This window comes from Flavobacterium suncheonense GH29-5 = DSM 17707, assembly GCF_000430025.1.
GTDB lineage: Bacteria > Bacteroidota > Bacteroidia > Flavobacteriales > Flavobacteriaceae > Flavobacterium > Flavobacterium suncheonense.
On sequence record NZ_KE387021.1, the window covers coordinates 25,138 to 47,410 of the forward strand.

A 22,273-nucleotide genomic window follows, 5' to 3' on the forward strand; every position below is an offset into this window, starting at 1 on the left:
ACATTCTATGATTAATAAGAACAGATTTCCTAGTTAATGTTTATTTATCAGTGTATTACAAATTAAATCATTAATCCACATTAGTGATTCCAAACTACTTTTCAATCTGTTTCCATATTTTATTTTTTTAAAATCATTATGTGGGATATAATTTTTTATAAGAAAAGTATTATTTTTGATAAAAATTACACGCCATGTTAACAAAAGTATTTGGAAGCGCCGTTTTCGGGGTAGACGCCACAACCATCACTGTAGAAGTCAATATCGATAAAGGAATCGGTTATCATTTGGTAGGATTACCCGATAATGCCATAAAAGAAAGCTGCTACCGCATTGCCGCAGCCTTAAAAAATACCGGTTACGAACTTCCCGGGAAAAAGATAACCATCAATATGGCGCCCGCCGATTTGCGAAAAGAAGGTTCTGCATACGATGCAACTTTAGCGATAGGGATTTTAGAAGCATCAGGACAGATAAAATCTTCGGAAACCGATCAGTACATCATTATGGGCGAATTGTCGCTCGACGGAAGTTTACAGCCCATAAAAGGAGCCTTACCCATTGCTATTAAAGCCAAAGAAGAAGGATTTAAAGGTTTCATTTTGCCGCAACAGAATGCAAAAGAGGCTGCCATCGTCTCAGGGCTGGATGTTTATGGCGTGGAAAATGTTTCTCAGGTTATCGATTTTTTTAACGGGAAGACTGTTCTTGAACCCACCATCGTCAATACACGCGAAGAATTTTTTAAAACCTTAGACTTTCCGGAGTTCGATTTTGCCGAAGTACGCGGGCAGGAATCTATCAAAAGATGCATGGAAATTGCTGCAGCCGGAGGTCATAATCTGATTTTAATCGGACCGCCGGGAGCCGGTAAAACCATGTTAGCCAAACGGTTACCAAGTATTTTACCACCCATGACCTTGAAAGAAGCTCTGGAAACCACAAAAATTCACAGTGTAGCCGGTAAAATGAAAGATATCGGCCTGATGAACCAGCGCCCATTTCGCAGCCCGCACCATAATACTTCTTGTTCTGCTATTGCCGGAGGAGGTTCTTATCCTCAACCTGGCGAGATTTCATTAGCGCATAACGGTGTTTTGTTTCTCGACGAATTGCCGGAGTTTAAAAGAGACGTTCTGGAAGTCATGCGACAACCTTTGGAAGATCGGGAAGTAACTATTTCGCGATCGAAATTTACCATAACTTATCCGTCTTCGTTTATGTTGGTGGCGAGTATGAATCCCAGCCCGGGAGGTTATTTCAATGATCCGGACGCACCGGTTAGTTCGTCTCCGGCAGAAATGCAGCGTTACCTCAGCAAAATCTCCGGCCCACTTTTAGACCGTATTGATATTCATGTGGAAGTAACACCAGTGCCTTTCGAAAAATTATCCGATGTCAGAAACGGCGAGAGCAGTGTTGAAATCAGAAAACGTGTAATTGCAGCGCGGGATATTCAGTCGAAACGCTTTGAAAAACTGGAGAGCATCCATTATAATGCCCAGATGACCACCAAACACATCCGTGAACACTGCAAACTGGATGACACGTCGTTACAATTATTAAAATCTGCCATGGAGCGGTTAAATTTATCAGCCAGAGCTTACGACAGAATTTTAAAAGTGTCCAGAACCATTGCAGACTTGGAAGGAAGCGAAAGTGTAAAGTCTGATCACATTTCAGAAGCTATTCAATACCGAAGTCTGGATAGGGAAGGATGGCTGGGATAACAGTATTCCGTTGGCAGTTACAGTTAGCAGTTTATACTGTTAAAAATAAAAAAGGCTGTCACAATAACGGGACAGCCTTTAAGTATGGAATTCTAATTTCAATCCAATTCCTCGGCAAATGTATCGCCAAGCTTGATATCTCCGGTTTTAAAACCCCGAGTAAACCATTTAATGCGCTGAGCTGAAGTTCCATGTGTAAAGGATTCCGGAATAACGTGGCCCTGCATTTTACTTTGAATAGCATCGTCACCCACAGCGTGTGCGGCGCTTAAAGCTTCCTCAATATCGCCTTCTTCGATGTATTTCTGGTTGTAATGCGACCAAAGTCCGGCGTAAAAATCAGCCTGTAATTCTAAACAAACGGAAAGTTTATTGGCCTGAGCCTCGCTTTTACCGGCTTGTAACTGGCGTACTTTTCCGGAAGTTCCCAAAAGGGTTTGCACGTGATGTCCCACTTCGTGTGCAATTACATAGGCAATGGCAAAATCACCGCCTTTGGCACCAAATCTTGTTCGCAATTCTTCAAAGAAGTCCAAATCCATGTATACTTTTTTATCGCCAGGGCAATAAAAAGGACCGGAAGCAGAAGTTGCCCCACCACAGGCCGTCTGAACCTGTCCGGTAAACAACACCATTTTAGGTTCTTCGTACGTCATGCCGTTTTCTTTAAAAATTTTGTGCCAAACATCTTCTGTATCGGCAAAAACGGTAGCGGCAAAATCGCCTAATTCTTTTTGTTCGGGAGTGAGTTCAACTTGTTCAGTAGGAGCGGATTGCTGGCCTTGCTGCATTTGTTCCAAAACGGGAGTGAGCATTTTTGCGTTTTCTCCGCCAAAAACATTCAGCAGCAAAACAATGATACCGATTATACCTCCCCCAACAGCTACCTGACCACCGGATATGCCACGACGGTCTTCAACGTTGTCACTTTTTCTTCTGCCTTGCCATTTCATAGATTAAATGTATTTACGGTTTATAAATCTGTATTCATACCAATTTCTTCCATTTCATTTTTCGTTTCAACACCTATCGCATTTTTAAAAAGAATGTATTGTGTGGAGTAAATAACCGGGAGCGTAAAAAATATTCCGATACACAAACCGATTATTCCAACCATTGCTATAATTGCACTAACAATTAATGCTATTAAAATTACAAAAGGCTGCTTGATAACCAATGCAAAACTGTTTAAAATTGCTTCAGTAGGTTCGTTTTTTTCAAAAATGACCAAGGGAATGGCAAATACGGCAAAAAATGTCACGATGTAAGTTACCAGTGTTCCGATTATGTCAAGGTGAAAATATTGGAACAGTACAGCCAGGAAGTTTGTTAGGAAACCCAACAAAAGTCCGGTAAGGAACAGATTTTTGAAAGAATCGGATTTGTAATGATCAAAAGCGGTAGACATGCTTGTTGCTCTTCCCATTTCGGCTTCATTGGCCATTTTAAAAATTCCGGCGGTAAACGGATAAATGATAGCAGCCACCAGTGATGTTCCTATAACATACAGAATAAGTGTAGTGGCTGAAAAGTTACTGACGTGAAAATCTGCCATATTTGATGCTAAATCGGTAAAACCGAAAAATATTCCGATTCCTCCAAAAATTAAGGCGATCAAAACAATAGAAACTATTAACGTGGCGATGCCGGCATTCAGGGCAATTTTTTTATAATTTTCAAAACTTTGAGAAATCACATCTCCTAAGTCTAAAGAATAACCGTTTTGTTTAAGTTGCTCAATTTTGTTTTTGTTGTTCATTGTAAATAAGTGAGTTAAGTTAAATTAAATTCCAAAACGGAATCCCATATAAATATCTGCTTGTTTTGAATCGTTTAAGGCCGCGGTAACGATAGAACCAGAACCTAAGAAAAAGCCGCCAAGACGGAAACCAAATCCCGTGGTAAATCCGGAAACTTCATTGCTGGAAAGCGGCAGGTACAATTCGTAGTTCTTTCCTCCAAAGCGCGGGGTTAAGGTTACGGTATTTTGAATCGTCGTAAAATCGTTCTGACTGTCATCGGAAATTTTTTGTTGCATATACGCTGAAACCGACCATTTGTTGTAAATTTTATAATCAACATAGGCATTGATTACAGCAGGAAGTTTCACTTTAAAAGGACCCGACGAGGTTTCTTTGGTCAGATAGCCTTTGTCAATCAGGGTTTGTTCAATGTCTACGATACTTTCCGTACCTTCAAAATCAGATAAATTCAAACCGCCGATACCAACAGCATCCGGGATATTTAAAGCGTAATTGGAAGAATGGTTATTATTGTCTTTAAAGGTCATGCTTCCCATGTTTCGGAAGGAAAGTCCTGCATTTAGTTTATAACCATCAACTGTGTAATCGCCACCATCGGTTGATTCCTGTACTTTCTCTTTGAGTTGATAGTTAAAACCAAAATCGATGCCATAACCATTTAAGCCGCCGGCAAACAATTCGCTGTAATTGGAACTGTCTTCATAACTGTTGGCTAAGGAACCGGAATAAGAGAAATTCATGCTCGCTGTTGCATTGTCGAGATAGATGTCGCCGGAAATCGGTTCGGTGGTAAGTTGGCCCTGCAAATGATTAACTCCCATATTCATATAAGAAGCGGGGAAGAGAAGTTTTAAGGTAGCACCGGCGCTTAACTTGTGATTGCCGATTTCGATAATATCTCTTGCAGCCGACAAATTGATTTCACTCCAGGAAGCCGCGTTCAATCTTTGGTTGTAACCGGAATTGATGTCGGCTGTACCTAAAAAGGAATTGGTTACGGCATTTCCGAAGTTAACATCCACATCAATAGCGTTGGCTTTAATATTCGAAGCAGTCCACAGGGCAAAGCCCCATTTTTTCTGTTTCATGGCAAAAGAAGGACCTTGTATCAGAACGTCAAGTCGGGCCGAAGTAGGTTCAGATCCGCTGAAAATTTTTTTCTCCAAATCGGTTCCGTCCGTTAAGTCGCTGAAACCTATTTTATTGTTGGATAAATTCAAACTCATGTTAAAAACATTGATGTCGAATTTTTGGCTCATGTTGGTCAATTCAGCAGGATTGATGGAGGCGTTGAGCAATCCGCCACGTTTAGAGATATTGATTCCCGAGAAATGTTCCTGGGAAAAGACATTGAGACTGAGTAGGGCAATTCCGAAAAGTAGTTGTTTCCTCATCTGAAAATGTTAAAATTAATGTTATAAATTAACAAAAATTCAGAGACAATTCCAAATCGCATCGTTGGGAACGGGAGCAATAATCTGTAAAACTTCTTTGGTAACCGGGTGGGTTAGCACCAGTTTTCGGGCATGCAGATGAATACCGCCGTCCGGATTGCTTCGGTCGAAACCGTATTTTAAGTCACCTTTTATCGGACAGCCAATAGCAGAAAGCTGACTTCGTATCTGATGATGTCTTCCCGTATGCAGATTGATTTCCAGAGCATAATAATTATCCAGTTTCTTAATGATTTTGTAATCTAAGCTGGCTTTTTTACTGTCAGGTACTTCTTTGGTGTGGGCTTTAGAAGTATTGTTTTTCGGATTCCGTTTCAGAAAATGAACGAGATTGTCTTCCGTTTTTGGCGGCTGATTTTTAACGATGGCCCAATACGTTTTCTGAGTTTCACGGTTTTTGAACAAATCGTTTAAACGTGTTAATGCTTTAGAAGTTCTTGCAAAAACCACAATTCCGGTAGTAGGCCGGTCAAGCCGATGTACAACGCCCAGGAAAACTTCTCCCGGCTTGTTATATTTTTCCTTGATGTATTCTTTAACCACATCCGACAAGGGTTTGTCACCGGTTTTATCACCCTGAACAATATCACCAACACGTTTGTTAATCACAATAATATGATTGTCTTCGTGAAGAACCTGAAGATTATCTTTTGTGGAAATTATTTTTTCAGACACTGAAATAACTGCTAACTGATTACTGAAAACTGCTGACTAGTATTGCTCATTCGCATTAGGAAAATCCACGGCTTTCACATCGCTTACATATTGTCCGATGGCTTTCGACATATCTTCGTACAAATTCATATAACGACGTAAAAATCTTGGGCTGAATTCGTGTGTCATACCAATCATGTCATGCAACACCAAAACCTGTCCGTCTACACCGCTACCGGCTCCGATACCGATAACCGGGATTGAGATGCTTTCGGCTACTTTTTGGGCTAAGGCAGCAGGAATTTTTTCCAAAACTAAGGCGAAACAACCGATTTTTTCCAGCATTTTGGCGTCTTCTAAAAGTTTTTCAGCTTCGGCATCTTCTTTGGCACGAACGGTATAGGTTCCGAATTTGTAGATGGACTGCGGGGTTAACCCTAAGTGTCCCATTACCGGAATTCCGGCGTGCAGAATATTTTTGATACTGTCTTTAATTTCTTTTCCGCCTTCCATTTTCACGGCGTGACCGCCACTTTCTTTCATGATTCGGATGGAAGAACGAAGCGCCTCACGAGGATCCGACTGATAACTTCCGAAAGGTAAATCCACCACCACCAAAGCTCTTTCCGCCGCACGAACCACAGACGAAGCGTGGTAGATCATCTGATCTAAAGTAATAGGTAAAGTGGTTTCATGTCCGGCCATTACGTTACTGGCAGAATCTCCAACCAAAATAACATCCACACCGGCGCTGTCTACAATTTTCGCCATGGTATAATCGTAAGCCGTTAACATGGAAATCTTTTCCCCGTTGGCTTTCATATCAATTAATGATTTTGTGGTAATTCTTTTGTAATCTTTTTTCGCTACAGACATGATTTTAAAAATTAGAAGTTAGAAATCAGAAATTGATTGCTAACAATGTTCTTTTTATTATACTCTGTAAAATTACTACAATTTCCAAAATAGCGTAACATAATTCCCATAAATACTACTTATACCTAAAAAACTTCCGGTTATGAAAAAAATACTTTTGCTGATAATATTTTGTTTTTCAACAGCTTCGTTTGCACAAAAGGCAGAAGTGGAGAACACTGTTAAAACGTTTTTTGAAGCTTTTCACGCCAAAGACACTTTAAAAATAAAATCGGTTTGCCATGAAAATCTGATTTTGCAGTCCATTATGGAAGGTCCGAAAGGAACTAAATTCGAAACGGAAAAGACTTCGGAATTTTACAAATCAATCGCTACTTTTCCCGCAAACATGACCTTTGAAGAACAAATTTTAAGCTACAACATCCAAATTGACGGAAAAATGGCGCACGCCTGGACGCCGTATGAATTCTACATCAACGGGAAATTAAGTCATTCCGGAGTAAACGCCTTTACTTTTTATAAGGAAAATGACGTTTGGAAGATTATCCACCTTATTGATACCCGTGGAAAAAAATAGTCTTTATTAAATATGAAACCGCGGATTCACAGATTTTAATGACTATAACCTGCGAATCTGCGGTTTATTTTTTGAGATTAACAATCCGCTAAGTTAACGGCAATTGCCAGTCCGCCTTCGGAAGTTTCTTTGTATTTGTTGTTCATGTCTTTAGCGGTTTGCCACATGGTATCGACTACTTTGTCTAAAGGCACTTTTGCGTTTTTCGGATCGGTTTCCAAGGCTAATTCTGCTGCGTTAATGGCTTTGATGGCACCCATGGTATTTCTTTCAATACAAGGAATTTGCACCAAACCTCCAATCGGGTCGCAAGTCAATCCAAGATGATGTTCCATTGCGATTTCTGCTGCCATTAATACCTGTTCCGGAGTTCCGCCCATTACTTCACACAAAGCTCCGGCCGCCATTGCAGATGATACGCCGATTTCCGCCTGACATCCGCCCATCGCTGCTGAAATGGTTGCGCCTTTTTTGAAAATACTGCCAATTTCTCCGGCTACCATCAAAAATTGTTTGATTTGTTCTTCGTTGGCATCGTGGTTTTCGATTACCATATAATACATCAGAACAGCAGGAATTACACCGGCACTTCCGTTGGTTGGAGCAGTAACGACGCGGCCTAAGGAAGCATTTACTTCGTTTACGGCTAAGGCGAAACAACTTACCCATTTCAAAATCTGACGGAATTTCACTTCGGTCTGACGGATAATCTGAAGCCACGAATAAGGATTGTCATACGGTAAAACGCCAATCAGGTTTTTGTGCATGTCATACGCGCGTCTGCGAACGTTTAATCCGCCGGGAAGCGTACCTTCGGTATGACAGCCGATGTACATACATTCCAGCATGGTGTCCCAAATCCGCAGCAATTCCGAATGAATTTCGTGTTCCGGTCGCATTGATTTTTCATTCTCGAAAACGATTTCCGAAATCTTCTTGTTTTCCTTTTTGCAGTAAGCCAGCAATTCTTCGGCTTTATCAATAGGAAAAGGGAAGGCACATTTTATTTCTTTGTTTTCTTTGGCATGTTCGCGGTCTTCTTTTACCACAAAGCCACCGCCAATGGAGTAGAAGGTGGAACTGTATTGCTCCGTATCGGTATAAACGGTGAAAGTCAGTCCGTTGGCATGGAAAGGCAGGAAGTTTTTATTGAAAACGATGTCAGTTTCCGGATCAAAAGGAATGAGGATTTCGTTTCCTAAGAAAATTTCTTTTTTGTTTTTGATGGCCGAAATAATCACATCGATGCTTTCCACGGGAATGTATTCCGGATCGGCGCCGCTTAAACCTAACATGACGGCTAAATCTGTGGCGTGTCCGTGGCCTGTCAGCGAAAGCGAACCGTATAAATCGACTTTAATCCGGTTGATAGAATCGATGAGATTGCGCTCGCGGATTTCCGCAAGAAACTGTTCGGCAGCTCTCCAGGGGCCAAGCGTGTGGGAACTTGACGGTCCGACACCGATTTTAAGCATATCAAAAACAGAAATGCATTCCATAACTTTAGTATTGATTTGGTTTGTTTAACACAAAGATAATCGGATAATTTGACAGTTCATAGTCCTTTATGTTTTTTATAATAACCACAATTTTCCTATTTGTTTTAAAACTGTATTTTTGACATATCAATCAAAAAACATGAAGCATCAGATTTTAGCGTTACTGACTGTATTTTCCTTTTCAGCGGTCGGTTTTTCACAGTCACAAAGAGAATTGTACAACCAAAGCACCGAGGCTTACAAAGCAAAAAATTATTCTCTGTTTTTAAAACTTACGGAAAAGCTGGACAGCATACGGCCTTTGCATCCGACATTTACTTATAATCTAGCATCGGCTTATGCTTTAAATAATGAGAAAGAAAAAGCGGTTTCCGTTTTGGAAAAGCTGGTTTTGACGAATAATAAGGTTGATTTTGAGAAAGATGCTGATTTCGACAACATCAGACAATCCGAAGCATTTCAAAAGGTTATTCAACTGAAAGCTGATTTGGACAAAACCGTTACGAATTCACAATCAGTTATCTCATTAAGCGAAAAAGATTTGCATCCGGAAAGTCTACAATATCTGAAGAAACAGAAACTTTGGCTGGCATCAAGTATCCGGCAAAAAAAGATAGTTTCCTTCGATTTTAAGACCGGAAAATGTTCGGATTGGTTTACAGACAGCCAATTCTCAACTTTTGCCATGAAAGCCGATGCTAAAGGGAAATATCTTTGGGTTGCCACTGCCGTAATGCCGGAAATGATTGGATTTTCAAAAGAAATGGAAGGCAAGGCAGCAGTATTGAAAATCGACATCAAAACCAAAAAGATTGTAAAACGTTTTGCCGTGGAAGGCGGTCATGTTTTCGGAGATTTGGTGCTGGATAAACAAGGCAACGTGTATATTTCAGACAGTGGGCAAGCCTTGATTTATAAGATTTCCGACGATAAATTATCCGTTTGGCTGGACTTGAAAACCGAGGCGTTCAATTTGCAGGGACTGACGTTCAACGAAGATCAGTCAAAACTGTATATCGCGGATTATCTGAAAGGGATTTTGGTAATCGATGTTCAAAATCCGCAAAACAAAACCTGGCTAAAATTTCCGAAAGGCACGACTACCAAAGGAATTGACGGGTTGACGTTTTATGAAAATTCTTTGTTTGCTATTCATAACGGCGTGAGACCGATTCGGGTAATTCAGTATGAATTAAGTGAAAAGCAGGACAGTATTTCAGGTTTCAAAGTAATTGACAATAACCGACCTGAGTTTAATGAACCGGCTTTGGCTACGGTTATTAAGGATACACTTTATTTCTTCGGAAATTCACCGTGGACGGCTTATGGTAAAAACGGAAATTTAGACCTTTCGAAGTTAGAAAATCCGATGCTGTTTGAATTTAAGTTGAATTAGGGAATCTGTTTACTCAAGATTGATTTTCTGCACACCAAAATAAATTTCCTGAGCTTTTAATGCCCAATCTTCAGAATCTTTATAGTCTCTGATTTCAAAGCAATAAGACTTCATCTCGTCATTTATTACTTTAACCGTTATGACTTTGTTTTTTGATTGTTTGAGGAGTTGTTCACGCTTTGTAATTTCGTCTTTAAGAACGGACCCTTTAATGTAGTTATGTATTCCGAAAATTACTATGGAAGAGTAAATTAACACAATAATTGCTGTTTGCACAGTTGTCAATTTCCCCTTTTTCGTAACTGATAATCGTTCCGTAAAAATTATAATGAAAGCAAAGAGAAAAAACATAAAATAAATAGTTGTTCTTGTCGACAAAACTTCTGGCATTGTCAGAAAAGGTAAAACAGTACTCAATGCAACTAAAAAGTACTTGTAGGTTTTAATAAATCTAATGACTTTCTCTTTGGAGTCGGGAACAAAGACTACGTTATTCAGTTTGATATTTATTTTGAAACGGATAATTGACAACCCGATTATTAATGCCAGAAGACAAAGAAAAAAGGAAAACTTAAGGTAGGAAAATAGGATGAAACCGAAATTTTTTAAAAGTGTGGACAATGAAATATGACTAAAGCCTCCTCCGTTGATTTCTTTCATTCTGATGAAATTTCCAGGTGCTGAGGAAAGAAAAAATGTACCGCCCAAAAGGATTAACAATAACAGTACATTGAATTTCAGATTCACTCTGTCGGATTCTAAATAGTTAAGGCACAGCGAAAGGCAGAGTAGTGTCAACAGACTAATTATAAGATTCTGAGTGGTTAAACTAACCAATATTGTAAAGAATGCAAATCCTATTCGATTTTTAAGAAGTTTGCCATTTTGCATATGGTTAAATCCTAAAAGCCATAGTGCTCCGAGTAATAAGTTAAGGGAATACACGCCACCGGTAGCCCAATAAATTGTTTGCCCGATGTGCCTGTAGGAACCCAGCCAAAATGCTCCAATTATTACAAAAGCCCAATAATTCTTTACTTTTGAATTAGTTTCATGGTTAATCAGCAAATAAAGAAAGTATCCGCTGAGTAAAAAGCAACTGTTCCAGATAAAAGTTGTTAATTGAACGGGCAGGTGCTGCAGGAAAGCGCCCTGAAAAAAGGCGGCAGGCGTCATGTAACGTCCGTCCCAGGTATAATAACCATTAAGACATCTTTTAAAGATTCCGAGTTCTTTTATTTCATTGAGTATGGCATAATCATCCGCCCAATAAAAAGTGAGGAAGTTTAGGCCTAAAATCACAGCAATAACAAATAATCCTAAAATGTATATTGCAGTTTCTTTGCTTTTCGGATTGTTGTATGCTGTCATTGTCTGTTGAATTTGCTGTCAAATATATAGTTTTCCTGAAGATTTTTCGTTTAAAAATGTCATCCTGTCAGTATTTCAAATTCATTTTTTAACAGAATCTGACAATTTTCCTCTTTTTTTTGCTTGGCACAATGATTGTCATTTGAGAAAGCGTGTCAAAAACACTGCTCACTCGTAGAGGGGCAATCAAAACGAACAATAAAGGAGATTTATATTATGAGTAAAATTATCGGAATCGACTTAGGAACAACCAACTCTTGCGTTGCAGTAATGGAAGGTGGAGAACCGGTTGTAATTGCTAATGCCGAAGGAAAAAGAACCACACCGTCTGTAATCGCATTTGTAGAAGGTGGAGAAATTAAAGTAGGTGACCCTGCCAAACGTCAGGCGGTAACTAACCCTACAAAGACCATTGCTTCAATTAAACGTTTTATGGGTAACAAATACTCAGAAAGTGCAAAAGAAGCATCAACTGTAGCTTATAAAGTAGTAAAAGGAGACAACGACACACCACGTGTTGATATCGACGGAAGACTTTACACGCCGCAGGAATTATCAGCCATGACGCTTCAGAAAATGAAGAAAACCGCTGAAGATTATTTAGGAACAACTGTAACGGAAGCTGTTATTACCGTTCCGGCTTATTTTAACGATGCACAACGTCAGGCTACTAAAGAAGCTGGTGAAATTGCAGGTTTAAAAGTAAGAAGAATCATCAACGAACCGACTGCTGCTGCGTTAGCATACGGTTTGGACAAATCAGGTCATGACAAAAAAATTGCTGTGTATGACTTAGGTGGTGGTACTTTCGATATTTCCATCCTTGAATTAGGAGACGGCGTTTTCGAAGTATTGTCTACAAACGGAGATACGCACTTAGGAGGTGACGATTTCGACCAGGTAATCATCGACTGGTTAGCTAACGATTTCAACACTGCTGAAGGTGTGGATTTACGTAAAGACCCAATGGCATTACAACGTTTGAAAGAAGCTGCTGAGAAAGCAAAAATCGAGTTGTCATCTTCTGCACAGACTGAAATCAACCTGCCTTATATTACGGCTACGGCTTCAGGACCAAAACACTTAGTGGTTACTTTAACCCGTGCTAAATTCGAGCAATTGGCTGACAATTTGGTAAAACGTTCTATGGATCCGGTTGCTAAAGCGTTGAAAGATGCCGGTTTAAGCACTTCAGACATTGACGAAGTAATCTTGGTTGGAGGTTCAACCCGTATCCCGGTTATTCAGGAGCAGGTAGAGAAGTTCTTCGGTAAAAAACCTTCAAAAGGCGTAAACCCTGATGAAGTTGTGGCAATCGGTGCTGCTATTCAGGGTGGTGTGTTAACAGGAGACGTAAAAGACGTATTGTTGTTAGACGTTACGCCGCTTTCTTTAGGAATTGAAACCATGGGTGGTGTAATGACCAAACTAATCGAAGCCAATACAACCATTCCAACTAAAAAATCACAGGTATTCTCTACAGCGGCAGACAATCAGCCATCAGTAGAAATCCATGTTTTGCAGGGAGAGCGTCCAATGGCAAACGATAACAAAACAATCGGTCGTTTCCACTTAGACGGCATTCCGCCAGCGCCAAGAGGTGTGCCTCAAATCGAAGTAATTTTCGACATCGACGCGAATGGTATCATCCACGTAACAGCGGTTGACAAAGGAACCGGAAAATCACACGATATTCGTATCGAAGCGTCTTCAGGATTAACTCAGGAAGAAATCGAAAGAATGCGCAAAGAAGCAGAAATAAACGCAGAAGCAGACAAAGCTGCGAAAGAAAAAGTGGATAAACTGAACGAGGCAGACAGCATGATTTTCCAGACTGAAAAACAACTTTCGGAATTCGGAGATAAATTGTCTGAAGGAAACAAGTCGAACATTCAGGGAGCATTGGATGAATTGAAAAAAGCTTACGAAACTAAAGACGTAGCCACCATTCAGCCGGCTTTGGATAAAATCAACGAAGCGTGGAAAAATGCTTCCGAAGAATTGTACAAAGCACAGGCAGAAGGTCAGACTCACGAAGCGCAACCACAAAATGACGCAAACGGAGATCAGACACAGGATGTAGATTTCGAAGAAGTGAAATAAACTTCCGAATAAGATAATGAGAATAGGCCGTCCCTTAAGGACGGCCTATTTTTTTTTTTAGGGTAACAGCAAACGGTATATTTGTTAAATATCTGAACATTTGCTTTTTTGACGAATAATTTTGTATTTTTCCATTCCAAGAAAACTATAAATTATTATGAAAAAAACAGTATTGCTAATTGCATTAACCTTATTTACCATTACGGGTTTTAGCCAAAAGAAAAAAAGTACTGCTAAAACCAAAACCGAAACAGGAGTTTTAGCCAAAACCGATAACCTGACTGCCGAAAAAGTTAAAAACGAAGTTCATGTTTATGTAACTGCCGACGGAAAAAAAGAACTCCTTTTTTCAAAGCCGGTAGACGCTAAAAATACTTTGTCTGAAGTAAAAATCACGGGTTTCAAAGCCAAAGAAACACCAATGTATTATATTTCCTGGACCGAAAAAGGTACCACCAAAACCGATTTAAAAACAGAAGATGCTACCGTAATCGTTTCCGAAATCTGGGACGTAGCCACGAAAACCCAAATGATCGGCAATGTACAGAGCACCACGCATATTGTTGAAAAAGTTTTCTTAGACAAACTGAAAAATGCTTCCGAAACCCAGGAGCGTATGCGTCGTGAAGGGTTTGAATTTACGCTTTTACCAACCGGAGATTTTATTCTGAAAGATAAAAAGAGCGAAACAAAATATACCTATAATCCAACCGATAAAAAATTTGTTGCCGCTACCGCTGCTGCAGCTCCCAAAAAGAAAAAATAAACCATCGGCTTTAAAAAAAAACTCCTCATTAATTTGAGGAGTTTTTTTATATTGATTTGTTACCGTTATCGCAAAGCCTCGTTGTCGAAGTGAATGCCTTTCCAACCAAATTTCATGAAGTTGCGGATGTTCTGATGATCGGTTCTGTCCGGATGCTGCAACACGTCAATGCGGTAATACTCTCCGAATAACTGTAAGGTTTGTTCCTGAGATAGCGAATGCATTTTTGCAAAATAAAATATTTTACAGGAACCGTTATTCTGATTCGCCTCGTTTACCGTTTCGCCGTTGGTAAACCGGGTAGGAGTAAAGGTGAAATTCGAGTCGATGTATTCGATTACTTCAGCAAACGAAACGGATTCAGGATTTGTCTTAACTTTATCAGGTAAACTCATTACTGCCAGCAATTTTTGTTTTTTTTAAGAAAATTTCTTCTCCCTTTTCACTATTCACTAACCTTAATCTCAAACATTTTATCCCAGTTTTTACCAGTGACAAAAATGGTTTTGGTTTTCGGGTTGTAGGCGATACCGTTTAATACGTCAATGTCCGGATGTTGCGTTACTTTTGTTTTTAAATCGGATAAATTAATAACCGCTTCAACAGCACCGTTTTTAGGATTGATGATGGCAACCGCGTCCATGGTATAAATGTTGGCGTAAATTTTTCCGTCAATCCATTCCATTTCGTTTACGGCCTTGATTTTCGTTCCGGCAGTGTACACATTGATGTAATCCACTTCTTTAAAATCCACCGGATCGACAAAATAGATTTTTTCGGAACCATCCGACATCAACAGGTTTTTACCGTCGTTGGTTAAGCCCCAGCCTTCCATGTTTTTGAAATATTTGAAGGTCTTTTCTTTTTCGAAAGTATCCGCATTATACACATAACCTTCGTTGTTTTGCCAGGTAATCTGGTATACTTTGTTGTTTAAAACCGTACAACCTTCACCAAAAACGTGATCGGGTAATTCTACAATTTTGCTGACAGTTCCGGTTTTGTAATCGGTTTTGCGCAGGGATGATTTTCCTCGTAAGCCTGTCCCGTTTCCGGCTCCGTTTCCGGTACTTTCAATCAGAATACCGTTATGGAATTCAAGCCCTTGCGTGTAAGCTTTTAAATCGTGCGGATAAGTGTTCACAATCGTATAGTTCAACAGTTTGGGCTGAATGTCGGAAACCAGTTCCACACGATAAGTCGTTTCTGCGTTTTCCCCTTCGTAATAGGCCAAAGCCTTGATGTTCTGATAGCCTAACTTCTGATCCGCGAAAGCGAAATCTAATTTTTCATTCCCTTTTACGGAACCTATTTTTTTATCGTTGATGTAATAGATAACCGAATCTAAAACTTTGTTTTCAGGGTTTTTCAGGGTCAGCGAAAGCGATTCCTGAGGCTGATATTGTACTTTTAAATTGTCGGAATTGATGGAAAATAAATTTTCTCCGTCTTTTTTGCTTCCGTCGCAGGAAATTATAGCTAAGCCTAATAAAATGAAAGCTAAAGAGTTATGCTTTTTCATGGTTTAAAAATTGATAGAAGCAATATACAACGTTATTTATTATCGTCCAATTGCCTTGCAAAAAAATAAAAAAGTTGTACATTTGCACCGGCAAGTCCTACACGACCAGCTCCTGCAGACTCCTCCAGGGTGGGAACACAGCAAAGGTATGCGGTTGTAGCGGTGCGATGTAGGTCGCTTGCCATTTTTTCAGAAAAATAGTATCTCCCTTGAGGAGATTTTTTTATTTTAGAGCCATTCAAATACTACCAATGGTTTTATCCTGGCAAATTGTTAGATTTAATCTAAAAGAAACCTTTTCAATTTCTTACGGAAGTTATTCCTTTAGAGAAGCGCTTGTGGTGCAGCTTTCCAAACACGGTTTTTCAGGTTACGGAGAATGTACCGGAATCGACTATTACCACATCAGTTTAGCTGATTTTGATAAAAAACTACATCTTATAAAAGTCAAAATCGAAAGCCAGAGTATAAATCATCCGACAGCATTTTGTCAGTTTTTAGAAAGTCTGCAACTACCTAGTTTTCTGCGTTCTGCATTGGATTGTGCGTATTGGGATTTGTTTGGGAAACTGGAAAACAGAAGTTTTATCGAACTGAATGCGATCAACGTGAATCAGTTGCCGGAATCTTCCATCACCATCAGTACGGCACCAATCGAAGAACAACTCCGGAAAATTGAACAATCCGCCTGGACGAAATTCAAAGTAAAATGCAATCATTTTAACGAAAAAGAAATTGAACAACTCCTCAATTGCGGAAAAACAGTCGCTTTAGATGCTAACGGAAGTTATTCAGCGGAACAATGCCAATGGCTCGAAAATCATGAGCTTTCACAGCAATTTACGTATGTGGAACAACCCATGAAACCCGGAGCTGAGCATTATTCAAATTTAAACGCCGATAAATTTCCAAACTGGATGGCCGACGAAGACTGTCAGGAAAACATCGATTTGAAAGTATTGAAACCGCATTACAGAAGCATCAACATCAAATTGGTCAAATGCGGCGGCTTAACTCCGGCTCTGGAACTCATTAAAACTGCCAGAAATCTGAATTTCAGGATTATGATTGGCTGTATGACGGAATCCACCGTTGGAATTTCTGCCGGAGCCGCTTTGGTTCCGTTAGTGGATTTTGTGGATTTAGACGGAGCAAACTTAATTTCAAACGATATTGCAAACGGTTCTAAAATTGCATTCGGAAAAGTGTTGCTTTCAGAAAAACCTGGGCTCGGGATTCAGATTTTATAGTTGGAAAACTTCTAAAAATGCGTACTTTCGCATTGTTATCCTAATTTATACTAAAAAACAGATGAGATTATTTAGTGCCTTCCTTTTGCTTATTGCTTTTTCCTTTAGTTCTTTTGGTCAATCTAAAAAAATCGATTGTAAAGTTTTAAAAGACTGCAGATTAAGATATATGGATATCGATGATCCTAATTCCTATATCGTAATTAAAGGGGACAAAATCACAGAGTATCTGAACAATGGCAAATACTACATTAAATCAGAACTTAAATGGATTAACGACTGTGAGTATCAGGCCAAGATAATAGAAATCAATGTGCCCGAATTCCCATTTGGCCCGGGTACATCCATGAATGTGCAAATCAATAAAATTGAAAACGGTTTAGTGTATTATACTTCCATAATAAGTGGAGAGAAAATTGACGGAGTTTTTGAAATAGTAGCAGATATCTAAAATGGGCAAAGTCGTTTTAATTACCGGAGGTTCGTCCGGCATCGGTAAATCAATCGGGGAATTTTTACACCAAAAAGGATTTACGGTTTACGGAACCAGCAGAAATCCCGAGCGTGTGGAAAATTCCGTTTTTCCATTGGTCGCTTTAGATGTCCGCAATACAGAAAGCATCAAAAAAGCTGTTTCCGAAGTAATTGAAAAATCGGGACGTCTGGATATTGTCATCAATAACGCAGGAGTTGGTATTACCGGGCCTTTGGAGGAAATTCCATCCGAAGAAATCAAAAACAATTTTGAAACCAATTTGTTCGGACCAATTGAAGTAATGAAAGCCGTTTTGCCGCAAATGCGCGCACAGAAATCCGGTTTGATTATTAATATTACGTCTATTGCCGGTTATATGGGATTACCTTACCGAAGCGTTTATTCCGCCTCAAAAGGCGCTTTGGAACTGATTACGGAGGCGTTGCGCATGGAAACCAAATCTTTCGGCGTACAGATTACGAATGTTGCGCCAGGTGATTTTGCCACCAATATTGTCGCCGGACGTTACCATGCTCCGGTTCTAAAAGGTTCGGCTTATGAAATTCCGTACGGTAATACGCTGAAAGAAATGAACGAACACGTAGACAGCGGCAGCAACCCGAACGATATGGCGTTGGCGATTTATGCAATTATCCAGAACCCAAATCCGAATGTACATTATAAAGTTGGTGCTTTTATGCAGAAATTTTCGATTGTGCTGAAACGTGTGATTCCGGACAAAATGTATGAGAAATTATTAATGAACCATTATAAATTGTAATTTTGCAACCGATTAATTTTGAAACACAACTATTTTATATATGAAATTTTTTATTGATACAGCAAATTTAGAGCAGATTAAAGAAGCTCAGGCGTTAGGAATTTTAGATGGAGTAACCACAAATCCGTCGTTAATGGCGAAAGAAGGCATTACAGGGAAAAACAATATCCTTAAACATTATGTTGACATCTGTAATATCGTAGACGGAGACGTAAGTGCCGAAGTAAACGCCATGGATTTGGAAGGCATGATTAAAGAAGGTGAGGAGCTTGCTGATTTACACGAGCAAATCGTGGTAAAATTACCAATGACTAAAGAAGGCATCAAAGCTTGTAAATATTTTTCAGACAGAGGAATCAAAACGAATGTAACCTTAGTATTCTCGGCAGGTCAGGCGCTTTTGGCTGCCAAAGCAGGAGCAACGTATGTTTCACCATTCTTAGGCCGTTTGGACGATGTTTCCACAGACGGTTTAAACCTGATTGACGAAATCCGTCAGATTTATAACAACTACGCTTTTGAAACGCAGATTTTAGCGGCTTCAGTACGTCACACCATGCACGTGGTTAACTGTGCTAAAATTGGTGCTGATGTTATGACGGGACCTTTATCATCCATCATGGGCTTGTTGAAACATCCGTTAACCGATATAGGAATTGCGCAGTTTATTGCAGATTACGAGAAAGGGAATAAATAGTAAGCAGTCGCAGTCACAGTTTTCAGTGACTCACTTTACTTAAAAATAAAAAGGATTCAATAAAATTGAATCCTTTTTTATGTTGAAAATCTATGAATATTTTTGTGTTTTTGACCGTAAACTGCGACTGAGAACTACTTCAAATAGCTTCCGAAATCCGGTTCAAATAAACTGATGAAGGCGTTTTTGATGGTTCCGTCAGGGTTTAACAATATCGCGCGGTGGATTTTGGTAATAACCCATTCATCCTTAAGTTTTTGGGCGTCATTCGCGTGAATTTCCACTGTGCTGGTAAAATTATAATTGTTTAGCGTGGCTTCCCACTTTTCTTTGGATTCATCGATGTTTATGGCAACGAAGTTTAAATTCGGATATTCTTGTTTCAGTTCCATGGCTTTTTTATGTGAGCCTTCAAAATGTGATCTTGCGCTTACGGTCCAGAAAAAAACTACGGTCTGTCCGTTAACCATGTGCTGGAAATCAATTTTCTCACCGAAAACATTTATGAAATCCTGTTTGGGAAGTTTATTTCCCGGTGATAAATATTGTACTGCGTTACTGATTTTCTTAATCTCGTTGTGCTTGCTGTTATCGGTGGACAACTGGAAATAACGGTCGAAGAATTTTTTGTTGTTCGCCATGTTCTGATCTTCCAGCAAATACATAAACGCAATATTGTTCAATACGGCATTCTTGATTTTTTTGTTGTCGATAAGTGTATCGGCAATATTAAGCTTTTGGATGTTGTATTCAAGTGCCTGTTTTTCGTATTGAATTTCGCTGTCGCAATCTCTGTACACATAATTGTTCAGCAAAGCGTTCAGATAACGGACAAAAGGAACAAAAGTTGAAAGTTCTTCGTTGTTAAAATTGATGTCTTTTCGGTATGCGTAATAATCTTTCGGAAGTTTTTGGCAAATGTCTTCGCCTGTTCTTCTTTTGTGCGCAATCGGGTAAATCTCTTTTTTGGCCAAATGACTTAAATCCAGATAGGCTTTGGCATACTGATCAAAATTTTCATTCCAGCCGATTTCTGTTTTACGTCTTAAATAGAAAGATTTTTTAACCTTATAGGACGAATCGATGCTTTTGGTGAAATGTTTGTAATCCTTGTCATAAAGGCCAAATGAAGCGTTTCGGTCTTCTTCATTTTTAAGAAACATTTCAATCAGGAAGTTGTTTTTTAAATCGCCGCGACCGCAGAAAACCAAGGAGTTGTCGAATTCTTTGGTGTTCAGGCGAATCATTAAACTGTCGTTTTTGTCGAAATAAATGTATTGGTATTCCGGTTCATGTTTAAAGGTATACATGCCCGGTGCCAGCGAGTCGAATTTCTTTAAAAAACGGTTTTTCTCGTCCAGTAAAATAGAGTCGATTACCTCATTGTCCTTTAATAATAAGACATATCTGTTGTTTGGATTAACGATTTCGCCACCAAAATAAGCAGTATAGTTGTCATCTTTAAATTCCTTCTGGCAGGAAAAGAAAGAACAAATGGTTACCGTTGTTAGCGGAAGTAGTAGGTTTTTAAAGTAGGCAAACATTCAAAATCAGTTAATTACCAAACAAAAGTAACTTTGTAATACTTAACTTGCTGTTAAGGTACAGTTAAATTAAGCATAAACACATTCTAAATAAACCGCATCAAAACTCCGTTATTTTTTCTACTTTTGCAACACTTTAAAAAAAAATAAGCAATCAATGTTAACAGTTTCAAATTTATCGGTACAATTTGGTAAGCGAATTTTATTCGACGAAGTAAACGTAACTTTTACCCAGGGTAACTGCTACGGTATTATTGGGGCAAACGGTGCCGGAAAATCAACATTTCTTAAAATACTTGCCGGGGAAATCGAGCCTACTTCAGGGCGCGTAATCCTTGAGCCCGGAAAACGTATGTCGGTTTTAAACCAGAACCACAATATGTTTGACGACCACACGGTTCTGGAAACCGTTTTGATGGGAAATAAAGTATTGTTCGCCATTAAAAAAGAAATGGATGAATTATATGCCGATTACGACGATAAAAACGCCGACCGTATCGGAGAATTGCAAATGCAGTTTGACGAAATGGACGGATGGAATGCCGAATCCGATGCCGGAGCCATGTTATCGAATTTAGGAATCGGAGCCGAGCATCATTATACACTGATGGGCGACATGGAAGGAAAGATGAAAGTACGTGTCTTATTGGCACAGGCGCTTTTCGGAAATCCGGACGTTTTAATCATGGACGAACCTACCAACGACCTTGACTTTGAAACCATCGGCTGGTTAGAGAATTTCTTAGCAAATTATGACAATACGGTTTTGGTGGTTTCTCACGACCGTCACTTCCTGGACGCGGTTTGTACGCACGTTTCGGATATCGACTTCGGGAAAATCAACCATTATTCCGGAAACTATACGTTCTGGTATGAGTCGTCTCAGTTAGCAGCAAAGCAAAGAGCACAACAGAATAAGAAAGCCGAAGAGAAAAAGGCTGAATTAGAAGAGTTTATCCGTCGATTCTCGGCGAACGTGGCCAAATCGAAACAGGCAACTTCCCGTAAAAAAATGATTGATAAATTAAATCTGGAAGAAATCAAACCGTCCAGCCGTCGTTACCCTGCGATTATTTTTGAACAGGAGCGTGAGGCCGGAGATCAGATTCTGAATGTTCAGGGCTTAAGCGCTTCCATTGAAGGGGAAGTGTTGTTTAAAAATGTAGATTTAAACATGGCCAAAGGTGATAAAGTGGTGGTTTTCTCAAGAGATTCCCGTGCCACTACCGCTTTCTATGAAATCTTAAACGGCAATTTAAAAGCAGATTCCGGAACCTACGAGTGGGGAATTACCACCACACAATCCTATTTACCGTCTGAAAACCACGAATTTTTCCAAACCGATTTAAACTTAGTGGACTGGTTACGTCAGTGGGCGAAAACCGAACCTGAAAGAGACGAAGTGTACGTACGTGGTTTCTTAGGGAAAATGCTGTTCTCCGGTGAAGAAGCGTTAAAAAAAGGTTCTGTATTGTCCGGAGGGGAAAAAGTGCGTTGTATGTTATCGCGTATGATGATGATCAGAGCGAACGTATTAATGTTAGACGAACCAACCAACCACCTGGATCTGGAATCGATTACGGCTTTCAACAACTCGTTGAAAAACTTTAAAGGGTCGGTATTGTTTACCACACATGACCACGAGTTTGCGCAAACCGTTGCCAACAGAGTAGTGGAAATTACGCCAAACGGCGTTATCGACCGTTACATGACGTTTGACGATTACCTTGACGATCCGAAAATTAAAGAACTGAGAACGAAGATGTATTCTTAATAGTGAAAAATCCCGCTGATTGGCGGGATTTTTTATGGAAT

Annotated in this window: 20 protein-coding genes and 1 other RNA gene; 11 read left to right on the forward strand and 10 right to left on the reverse strand. The window is 39.5% G+C overall.

All coding sequences use genetic code 11. The annotated features are described in order from the left end of the window. Positions 1 to 194: 194 nt before the first annotated feature. Positions 195 to 1,730: a YifB family Mg chelatase-like AAA ATPase gene (locus tag G498_RS0112560; protein ID WP_026981469.1), complete on the forward strand. Its 1,536-nt coding sequence runs from the start codon at positions 195 to 197 to the stop codon at positions 1,728 to 1,730. Positions 1,731 to 1,828: 98 nt separating this feature from the next. Here G498_RS0112560 and ypfJ read toward each other — a convergent pair whose 3' ends face one another. The 5 genes from ypfJ to panB are packed head-to-tail and all read right to left on the reverse strand — an operon-like array spanning position 1,829 to position 6,477. Next, a complete protein-coding gene (ypfJ, locus tag G498_RS0112565) occupies positions 1,829 to 2,683 on the reverse strand; it encodes a KPN_02809 family neutral zinc metallopeptidase (RefSeq protein WP_026981470.1) in 855 nt (284 codons plus the stop codon). 20 nt (positions 2,684 to 2,703) lie between these two features. Further along, on the reverse strand, positions 2,704 to 3,489 hold the full coding sequence (locus G498_RS0112570) for a DUF2189 domain-containing protein (RefSeq protein WP_026981471.1): 786 nt from the start codon (positions 3,487 to 3,489) through the stop codon (positions 2,704 to 2,706). A gap of 24 nt (positions 3,490 to 3,513) precedes the next feature. Then, positions 3,514 to 4,887, reverse strand: a complete 1,374-nt coding sequence (locus G498_RS0112575; protein WP_026981472.1) for a DUF5723 family protein — start codon at positions 4,885 to 4,887, stop codon at positions 3,514 to 3,516. Positions 4,888 to 4,926: 39 nt separating this feature from the next. Then, on the reverse strand, positions 4,927 to 5,622 hold the full coding sequence (locus G498_RS0112580) for an RluA family pseudouridine synthase (protein ID WP_026981473.1): 696 nt from the start codon (positions 5,620 to 5,622) through the stop codon (positions 4,927 to 4,929). Positions 5,623 to 5,658: 36 nt separating this feature from the next. Further along, positions 5,659 to 6,477 (reverse strand): 3-methyl-2-oxobutanoate hydroxymethyltransferase, encoded by an 819-nt coding sequence (panB, locus tag G498_RS0112585; RefSeq protein WP_026981474.1) that lies wholly within the window; start codon positions 6,475 to 6,477, stop codon positions 5,659 to 5,661. A 142-nt stretch (positions 6,478 to 6,619) separates the two neighbouring features. Here panB and G498_RS0112590 point away from each other — a divergent pair, with 142 nt between their 5' ends. Next, positions 6,620 to 7,054 (forward strand): Cif family virulence factor, encoded by a 435-nt coding sequence (locus G498_RS0112590; RefSeq protein WP_026981475.1) that lies wholly within the window; start codon positions 6,620 to 6,622, stop codon positions 7,052 to 7,054. A gap of 77 nt (positions 7,055 to 7,131) precedes the next feature. Here G498_RS0112590 and G498_RS0112595 read toward each other — a convergent pair whose 3' ends face one another. After that, positions 7,132 to 8,553 (reverse strand): L-serine ammonia-lyase, encoded by a 1,422-nt coding sequence (locus G498_RS0112595; RefSeq protein ID WP_026981476.1) that lies wholly within the window; start codon positions 8,551 to 8,553, stop codon positions 7,132 to 7,134. A 139-nt stretch (positions 8,554 to 8,692) separates the two neighbouring features. On the opposite strand from G498_RS0112595, the gene G498_RS0112600 reads away from it, so the two are divergent. Next, the gene (locus tag G498_RS0112600) at positions 8,693 to 9,949 is read left to right on the forward strand and encodes an SMP-30/gluconolactonase/LRE family protein (RefSeq protein WP_026981477.1); all 1,257 of its coding nucleotides are present in this window, start codon (positions 8,693 to 8,695) and stop codon (positions 9,947 to 9,949) included. A 9-nt stretch (positions 9,950 to 9,958) separates the two neighbouring features. On the opposite strand, the gene G498_RS0112605 is transcribed toward G498_RS0112600, so the two are convergent. After that, positions 9,959 to 11,320: a DUF6056 family protein gene (locus tag G498_RS0112605; RefSeq protein WP_026981478.1), complete on the reverse strand. Its 1,362-nt coding sequence runs from the start codon at positions 11,318 to 11,320 to the stop codon at positions 9,959 to 9,961. Between the two features lie 216 nt (positions 11,321 to 11,536). Between G498_RS0112605 and dnaK the strand changes: the two genes are divergently transcribed. Both dnaK and G498_RS0112615 read left to right on the forward strand, forming a co-directional pair. Continuing rightward, positions 11,537 to 13,423 carry a molecular chaperone DnaK gene (gene dnaK / locus G498_RS0112610; RefSeq protein WP_026981479.1) on the forward strand — a complete coding sequence of 629 codons (1,887 nt, stop codon included), beginning with the start codon at positions 11,537 to 11,539 and terminating at the stop codon, positions 13,421 to 13,423. Positions 13,424 to 13,580: 157 nt separating this feature from the next. Beyond that, entirely contained in the window at positions 13,581 to 14,189 is a 609-nt protein-coding gene (locus G498_RS0112615) for a hypothetical protein (protein ID WP_026981480.1), read from the forward strand. Positions 14,190 to 14,254: 65 nt separating this feature from the next. Here the strand turns inward: G498_RS0112615 and G498_RS0112620 are convergent, their stop codons facing one another. Both G498_RS0112620 and G498_RS0112625 read right to left on the reverse strand, forming a co-directional pair. Continuing rightward, entirely contained in the window at positions 14,255 to 14,584 is a 330-nt protein-coding gene (locus G498_RS0112620; RefSeq protein ID WP_026981481.1) for a HopJ type III effector protein, read from the reverse strand. Between the two features lie 50 nt (positions 14,585 to 14,634). After that, positions 14,635 to 15,711 carry a glutaminyl-peptide cyclotransferase gene (locus G498_RS0112625; protein WP_026981482.1) on the reverse strand — a complete coding sequence of 359 codons (1,077 nt, stop codon included), beginning with the start codon at positions 15,709 to 15,711 and terminating at the stop codon, positions 14,635 to 14,637. Positions 15,712 to 15,799: 88 nt separating this feature from the next. On the opposite strand from G498_RS0112625, the gene ffs reads away from it, so the two are divergent. From ffs to fsa, 5 genes are all read left to right on the forward strand, one after another. Beyond that, positions 15,800 to 15,898: signal recognition particle sRNA small type (gene ffs / locus G498_RS15660), an RNA gene on the forward strand. A 64-nt stretch (positions 15,899 to 15,962) separates the two neighbouring features. Then, positions 15,963 to 16,961, forward strand: coding sequence for an enolase C-terminal domain-like protein (locus G498_RS0112635; protein WP_026981483.1), 999 nt, complete (start codon positions 15,963 to 15,965; stop codon positions 16,959 to 16,961). Between the two features lie 61 nt (positions 16,962 to 17,022). Beyond that, positions 17,023 to 17,412 (forward strand): hypothetical protein, encoded by a 390-nt coding sequence (locus G498_RS15165; RefSeq protein ID WP_161625344.1) that lies wholly within the window; start codon positions 17,023 to 17,025, stop codon positions 17,410 to 17,412. 1 nt (position 17,413) lies between these two features. Continuing rightward, the gene (locus tag G498_RS0112645) at positions 17,414 to 18,217 is read left to right on the forward strand and encodes an SDR family oxidoreductase (RefSeq protein ID WP_026981484.1); all 804 of its coding nucleotides are present in this window, start codon (positions 17,414 to 17,416) and stop codon (positions 18,215 to 18,217) included. A gap of 40 nt (positions 18,218 to 18,257) precedes the next feature. Continuing rightward, positions 18,258 to 18,914 carry a fructose-6-phosphate aldolase gene (fsa, locus tag G498_RS0112650; protein WP_026981485.1) on the forward strand — a complete coding sequence of 219 codons (657 nt, stop codon included), beginning with the start codon at positions 18,258 to 18,260 and terminating at the stop codon, positions 18,912 to 18,914. A 134-nt stretch (positions 18,915 to 19,048) separates the two neighbouring features. Here the strand turns inward: fsa and G498_RS0112655 are convergent, their stop codons facing one another. After that, entirely contained in the window at positions 19,049 to 20,458 is a 1,410-nt protein-coding gene (locus G498_RS0112655) for a TlpA family protein disulfide reductase (protein ID WP_026981486.1), read from the reverse strand. 157 nt (positions 20,459 to 20,615) lie between these two features. Between G498_RS0112655 and G498_RS0112660 the strand changes: the two genes are divergently transcribed. After that, positions 20,616 to 22,232 (forward strand): ABC-F family ATP-binding cassette domain-containing protein, encoded by a 1,617-nt coding sequence (locus G498_RS0112660; protein ID WP_026981487.1) that lies wholly within the window; start codon positions 20,616 to 20,618, stop codon positions 22,230 to 22,232. The last annotated feature ends 41 nt before the right edge of the window (positions 22,233 to 22,273 follow it).